Origin of the sequence: Nocardia pseudovaccinii NBRC 100343 (assembly GCF_001613225.1) — a bacterium.
Classification (GTDB): Bacteria; Actinomycetota; Actinomycetes; order Mycobacteriales; family Mycobacteriaceae; genus Nocardia; species Nocardia pseudovaccinii.
In genome coordinates, this window is sequence record NZ_BDBY01000414.1 from 1 (window position 1) to 6443 (window position 6443).

Annotated in this window: 8 protein-coding genes; 2 read left to right on the forward strand and 6 right to left on the reverse strand. The window is 65.9% G+C overall.

Annotation, left to right across the window (positions count from 1 at the left end; all coding sequences use genetic code 11):
* From NP3_RS43775 to NP3_RS43785, 3 genes are all read right to left on the reverse strand, one after another.
* The coding region (locus NP3_RS43775; RefSeq protein WP_157124954.1) for a primase-like DNA-binding domain-containing protein at window positions 1-472 on the reverse strand (472 nt) is incomplete at its 3' end.
* Window positions 473-723: 251 nt separating this feature from the next.
* On the reverse strand, window positions 724-1032 hold the full coding sequence (locus tag NP3_RS43780; protein ID WP_063047593.1) for a type II toxin-antitoxin system PemK/MazF family toxin: 309 nt from the start codon (window positions 1030-1032) through the stop codon (window positions 724-726).
* Entirely contained in the window at window positions 1029-1307 is a 279-nt protein-coding gene (locus tag NP3_RS43785) for a hypothetical protein (RefSeq protein ID WP_157124955.1), read from the reverse strand. Before NP3_RS43785 ends, NP3_RS43780 begins: the two co-directional genes overlap by 4 nt.
* A gap of 402 nt (window positions 1308-1709) precedes the next feature.
* On the opposite strand from NP3_RS43785, the gene NP3_RS43790 reads away from it, so the two are divergent.
* Entirely contained in the window at window positions 1710-2135 is a 426-nt protein-coding gene (locus NP3_RS43790; protein ID WP_157124956.1) for a hypothetical protein, read from the forward strand.
* Window positions 2135-2566, forward strand: a complete 432-nt coding sequence (locus NP3_RS43795) for a DUF3307 domain-containing protein (RefSeq protein WP_063047596.1) — start codon at window positions 2135-2137, stop codon at window positions 2564-2566. The genes NP3_RS43790 and NP3_RS43795 overlap by 1 nt, the downstream gene beginning before the upstream one ends.
* Before the next feature lie 78 nt (window positions 2567-2644).
* Here NP3_RS43795 and NP3_RS43800 read toward each other — a convergent pair whose 3' ends face one another.
* From NP3_RS43800 to NP3_RS49565, 3 genes are all read right to left on the reverse strand, one after another.
* Window positions 2645-3874, reverse strand: coding sequence for a helix-turn-helix domain-containing protein (locus NP3_RS43800; RefSeq protein ID WP_063047597.1), 1230 nt, complete (start codon window positions 3872-3874; stop codon window positions 2645-2647).
* 541 nt (window positions 3875-4415) lie between these two features.
* Window positions 4416-5003: a helix-turn-helix transcriptional regulator gene (locus NP3_RS43805; RefSeq protein WP_063047598.1), complete on the reverse strand. Its 588-nt coding sequence runs from the start codon at window positions 5001-5003 to the stop codon at window positions 4416-4418.
* Window positions 5000-6443 (reverse strand): hypothetical protein (locus NP3_RS49565; RefSeq protein ID WP_169814687.1); only part of this gene is annotated, 1444 nt, incomplete at its 5' end. The genes NP3_RS49565 and NP3_RS43805, both read right to left, overlap by 4 nt.

The following is a 6443-nucleotide window of genomic DNA, read 5'->3' on the forward strand; positions in this document are numbered from 1 at the left end:
TGGCGGAGGCACCAGCGGCATCGTTGCCGACCTCAACGCCTTCACGCAGTCGCAGTCCGCCGTAATACCACTCGGCGGGGTTGCCGGCGCGCTTGTGGTACAGGCCAGGGAACTTCGGTTCGAGGAGTTTGCGGAATCGCTGTTGGGCCACGGTGTTGACGCCGTTGTTCTTGGCCCACTGCGCGTAGGCGGCATAGACGGCTCTGGTCTTGACCAGATGCCCTTCGGATTCCTCCAGGCATTCGTCTATGAACGCGCCGAAGGCGTCGCCCTGGTCCTTGCGATAGGTGGTGTCGAGAACAGTGTTGCCGAGTCCTTGAAACCCGGTGCGCTCAGACGCTTTCTCAAGGTGACCTTTTTCGCTGTTGGCGATCAGGGCGTTTCCCTGGTCGTCCCAGGCGATCACGCGATGACGCTCGTCGCGGTGCGGTCCTTGGATGATGGCGTAGGCGCTGCCGGTTTCGGGAATCATCAAGCCCCTCCTTTGCGCAGTTTCTGCGCGTTTGCACTGACAATTCGCCAATTCTATGTCAGTGATGCGTAAGTAGTGTCAGTTTCGCGCTGGATGACATGGGGAAAGTGCCGTAGATGCACTGATGATCTACTTACAGCGAGGGGGTGCACCCCCCTTGGGGTGGGGGTGCACCCCAGCGAGGCAGGGGGTGCCCCTGCCTTCCTGATCGCTCGCCCTGGGATGGTGCAAAAGGTGTGCTGAATGGGAAGTTAGAGCGCCAGGGTTGCGCGGAGTGCGGCGTCTATCTGGTCCATGAGGTGGGCGGGTGCGGTGCCGATGAGCGCTTGGAATCGCGGGGTATCGGCGGTGCTGATGGACCGGGCACGGGCGTACCCGCCGAGGTCATCACCGAGGTTGACGCTGAGCAGTTTCAGCGCCGGATTACCGGGCTGGATGGAGGTCACCTCCACCACGACCGGATAGGCATCGTTGAGGGCGTCGGTGGACACGATCAGGACTCGGCGGGTGTGAGACATGCCCTTGTAGTCCCAGACCTGCCCGCGGGCCAGCTCGGTCACGCGGCGTCACCGTGCCGCTGTGCTGCAGCATCTTCGGCGTCTTCGGCCTGACGCCGCGCTTCGTACTCGGCCTCACGTTCAGCGAATGCCGCGGCTGTCTCCTCCGGGTGGGCGCGGTCCCATTCGGTCTCGGCCTGGGCAGCGAGCCGGAGGAGTTTCTCGGTCACTGCCTTCGCAGCCCACGCGGAGAGGGTGGTGTCTTCGGCCTCCGCCACTTCGCGGGCCACGGTCAGGAAGTGCTCGGGCAGTTTGATAGTCAGTGGTTTTAACGCCATACCCGCGAGTGTACCCACAGGTGTACCGAATGGTGTCCCGAACCGTTCGGGTCGACCCCAACCCGTCTCGGGGTCGACCCCGACCGACCCCATCGACCCTCGGGGTCGACCCCAACCGCTGAAGGGGTCGACCCCAACCGACCCTGGGGTCGACCCCAAATGGGAGGGGGTCGACCCCGCCGGTCCTTATACCGCCCTGGGGTATAGGAATGGTGCAAAAGGTGTGACCTGCACATTTGTATTGAAATCGCTTGGGGTCTCGCTGGGCATTGGTTGGGTCGATCTCCCGCGTGAATGGTGCAAAAGGTGTGTGCGGATGCCGGAGGTACCCCTTGCCTCACTGTAGGGTTTTCCCTACACTTAGAGGTGTAGGGAAAACCCTACAGACAGGGAGTGGAGAGCATGAGTTACGACACCAAGGCCGGGACGTACACGCTGAACTGGGGTCCGATGGGGCATCAGGGCTGGGAGCTTGCGGACTGGGCCGACACCGTGCTGCGGGCGGCTATTGCGGTCCGCAAGGGGGATCAGAAACGCTTGGGCGATCGCGATTTCCTGGCGACAGCGTTGGCAGACTCGCGCCGTTTGGCCGAGGCCTTGGCCGCACTTGACGACGAGCTGCTGCTCGCGGCCCGTGACGCCGAGCCGCGTTTGTCGCTGCGCGCGCTAGCCGGAGTGGTGGACCGGCATTACACCTCAGTGGCCGAGCGTCTGGGCAAACTGGCTGCGGGTAAACAGGCTCTGCGCCGGGGCTGGCTGCTGGGTTTGCCGTTCGACGCCGCAGCTGCCGCCGCCGAGATCGACGAGCCGACACGCAAGGGGTTGTGATGACCGGTATTGATCACGCGGCGCTGTTCGGCGCGGTGCTCGGAATCTGGCTGGTCGCCCACCAGGCGGGCGACTACTGGGTTCAGTCCGACCACCAGGCCGGGCACAAAGGCTTGCGGGGTTGGGTCGGGCGCTGGAACTGCGCCAAGCATGTGATCACCTACACCGCGACCCAAGGCGCGTTTCTGGCGCTGGCCGCATGGGTGCTGGGCCTGTCGCTGAGCCTCGCGCACACGGCGGCCGGGCTCACGGTGTCGGCGCTGACTCACTACGTCGCCGATCGGCGTACGCCGCTGCGCTGGCTGGCCGAGCGGACCGGTAAAGGCGGGTTCTACTCGCGCGGTGAGGGTTTGGCCTCGGGCGCGGCGTACCTGGATCAGTCCTGGCATTGGATCTGGATCGGGGTCGGCGCGCTGATCGCGGCCAGCTGACCCCACGCACACGAAGGCCCGGAGGCGTCCTTACCGCCTCCGGGCCTTCGTCATATTCCCACGTCGGAGGTGTTCAGGTCAGGCGGCCCCGACCCGGTCGGCCAGGCGGCCGAGTTCGCCGGTCATGAGGTCACGGCGTGCCTTGCGAAGCATGGAGCCGACGAGTTCGCGAACCTTGCTCATCGCTCGGACCTCTTGCGGGGCAATGCGTTCGGCGTGCAGCAGTGCCGCGAGACTTTCCGCGTACTGCTTCTCTAAGGCATAGGCGCGGCCCAGCTCGACATAGAACCGGCCGCGCCGGTCCTCGGTGGGAATAGTCTCGGGCTGAATGAGCCGCGATGCCTCGATCGCTTTGCCGCCGTCGCGCATCTCGAGCGCGACCGACATACGCCAGATGTTCGTGTTCTGCTCGCCGAAGTTCAGCGCGAACGCGTCCCCGTGTTCGGCGCCGGTTCGCCCCGCGGTTTCGGCTGCCTCGGTCAGGTGATCGCCGGGATCACCGCCCATCGCGGCCGTGGTCAGCGCGGCATGCAGGTGCAGCATGCCGTACATCTGTAGCCCGGCCTCGGTGGTGAGCCCGGATTGCAAGGAATCGGCCGCGCCCGCCGAATGCACCAGCGCGGCCGGGGCCGCGCCAGGCTGAGAGAGCAGCGTCTGTGCGAGCACGAATTCTGCGGCTGCCCGACCCACCGGATCTCCGACCACGTTCGAGGCCCGCTCGCAGGCCTGCGCAGCGATCCAAGCCAGCGAGGTGTATCCAAGGCTTCGGGTGGTCAGCCCGACCGTGAGGGTCGCAGGAATCAGCGCCCGCCACGCTCGCTCAGCATCGTCACCGCCGGCGGTGGTGTGCCGGTACAGGTCGGTGATCAGGCCCGGCAGCATCGAGCCGAGGGTGACGTAGTCGCATTGCATCCGGATCACCGGCGCCGCGTTCGCCTCGGTCACCAGCTCGGCCAGCGGACGCGGATCGATCGAGCCATTGCCGATCCCGGCCGCCATCAGCGCGCCTTCGATCTCGGGCACCGCCGCGCCGAACGCGGCCGTGGCCGGGTTGACCTTGTCGTCGGCGTGGCCGGTCAGATCCCCGACCGACACACTCAGCGCGCCAGCGAGCCGGTAGAGCACGTCACGGGAATCGATGGGCCGCGTTCCGGTCTCGCATCGGGTGATCATCGTGCGGTCGACGCCGATCCGGTCGGCCAGCATCTGCTGGCTCAACTTGCGCACCCGCCTGTATTTGCGGACCTGCTGGCCGATGTATCGGCCCGTGTCCAGCGCGCCGTCCGCGTCGTCAAAGTTGGTCGTCATGGCCGCTCGTCTTCCTGATCGATGGCACAGGTCATACGCCAGGTTAGGCACCGACACCGCGTAAATATGTGCCAGAACGGCACGTTCGCGCTTGTGCCACATCGGCACAAAAAACGCTAGCGGACCGGCCATTCTGATGTCATCACCCGGTGCCGGGTAGATGTCCTCCCCGCCTGTAGGACACAGGGGAACGGCCGACAGGCCCGCATAGCGCGGCGGTACGGTCCCCCACGGCACCGGGTGATTTTTTGTGCCTGGGGATGGTGCGAAAGAGGTGCAACCCCCGCGCCGGTGACGATTGCCTGTCGGTTGCTGCCCCTGGACCAGCCCCTGGACCAGCCCCTGGATTAGCCCCTGGACCAGCCCCGCGCAAGTGTCGCGGGGCTGGTCGCGGGGCTAGTCGCGCCCCTAATCCAGGGGCTGGTCGCTACCCGGAATGTGTTTTGATCTGCGGCTTTCGAGCCGAATCGGCGGTGTCCGTTTTCGACGGGCTGAATCGCAGACCACTCTCAATCCACGGATGAGGAGTGGTCTGGGTTTGCTACGGGGTGGTGTCGAAGTTGAATCGGGTTGCCCTGCTGAAGGTGAAATTCTTGCTGTAGTTCTCGGCAGCCACGGCGCGGGTGATGACGTCTTCGAGAACGTCCTTGCGACCAGAGGACAGCGCAAGGATCTCGGCATCGGTCAGATTCTTGACCTCGATGGTGCGGGTTCTCCCCGGTCTGGACTTGGGTGAGTCCTCGCCCCGGAAGTTGTACAGCCGCACCGAGAACGACGTCGGCGCGTTCCCGCTGGCGTGCACCCGCGCGAGTTCGCGGGCGAACGCGGATCTGGCGTGGGTGTAGATGTTCTCGTTCCCGCCGGGAAGCTGGGTGATCTTCGGCGTTCCGGCTGTCTTGATCGGCGCACCGGTCTTGGTGGTCGCTGGTGGTGTGGTCGGCACCTTCCAGCCGGGCCTGGCTGCCTTGCGCAGCGAGTCCCGGAATCGTTCCGGGGTCTCGCGCTTTCCGGTGAGCCATTTGTTCACCGCGGAACGCGAGACACCCAGCTCGCGCGCCAGTTCGGTTTGGGTGCGGCCGAGATCGAGCGCGCGCCGCAAGAACTCTGACAAGGGCTTGCGCTTGGTCACTGCTTAGCCTCCCCCGTGGTGGCGGCAGCGGCTTCGAGCGCGGCGCGGGTGGCGTTGAGCTCGGGGTAGCTGCGTGGGGTGGTCAACGGCTGAGTGTGAGCGAGCTGGGGACGGAACGCCCCGATCTTGCCGGTGTCGTTGATCGGCTGCGGTGTGGAAGTCCAGAAACCATCGGTGCGCGCCACCAGCAGCTGATCGCGCGGCACGTACCGCAGTCCCGCGCCGGGCTGGCCGGGGTGGTCATAGAGCCAGTCGCGGCAGCGCTCCCAGATGTAGGCAGCCCATTCCGGGTGAGCGAGATCGTCGCCGGTAGCGACCTTCTCCCGCCATTCCCAGCGTTTGCCGTCGTCGGACGGGCGAGCGTGCGCGGGCCGGGATTCCAGATCGTCGATCGGGCAGGTGAACAGCTTTTTGTACGGTGCCGCGGCGAGCTTGCCGATAGTCGCGATGGCGATCTGGCGGGCCATGATCTTCGCCAGCTCCCGGACCCGGTCCGGAACGTCTTTCTGCGCGGGAATCCACTCGTCGCGCAGATCGCGCAGGTGCGTGCCGAAGGTCAACAATGGCTTGGTCTTCGGGCCGGTGAAACGCACCCGCTGAAGGATCTCGATGTGTTCGCCGAGTTTCCAGCCGTCGCGGTCGGCTTGGATGAGGGCGTTTTCCCACGCCCAGCTCACGAACGTGGTGCCGGGCTCGCTCGGGTACACCCACTCGTCGTCACCGGTGTCGCGGTAGCGGAACCGGCCCACCCGGTCCCAGTCTTGCGGGACGGTCACCCGGATCTGGTAGAGGCACGGTTCCCAGCCACGGCCCCGCATGGCGATTTCGGGTACCTGATCGCGCTCTACAGGCCCGCACGGCATCTCGAGGTCGCAGAGTGCGGCGTAGGCGAATCGCATGTCGTAGACGAACATTCCGGGAATCCGGTCCGGGATATGCGCGCCCCCGCTGGAATGGTTTGTGATGCAGAAGTTTTCGTTGCGGGCCTGGCCGCAGTGGGCGCGGATGAGGTTCTGGGTGTCGGTGTCCAGGATCGGGTACTGGTGGGCAGCGCCGCCGCGCTTGCGGGGCAGGGTGCGGCGCACCAGCTCGAACCCCGTCGCAGCCGGGGTGCCTTTGAGCGGCACACCGTAGGTCTCGCCGACCACACTGCCGAAGGTGGCGCGCAGTCCGTCGAGCAGCAGCATGAACGCGGCGCGCAACTCGGCGGGGCTGGTGGCCTCCTCCTGGTCGCGATCGATCCAGCCGCTGGCGCGGTAGATGGTGACCCGTGGTCCGGGCTTGCCGGTGTCGTCGGTGCCGGGGCGGTGGAAGCGCAGGCTGACCCAGTCGCGGACCTCATCGGCCGAATGCCCGTGCCCTGCTTGAGTCCAGCCCTTCGGCAACCGGGTACCAGCCCACGTCATCACCGTGGTGTCGGTGCCGATCGTCGCACCGGTC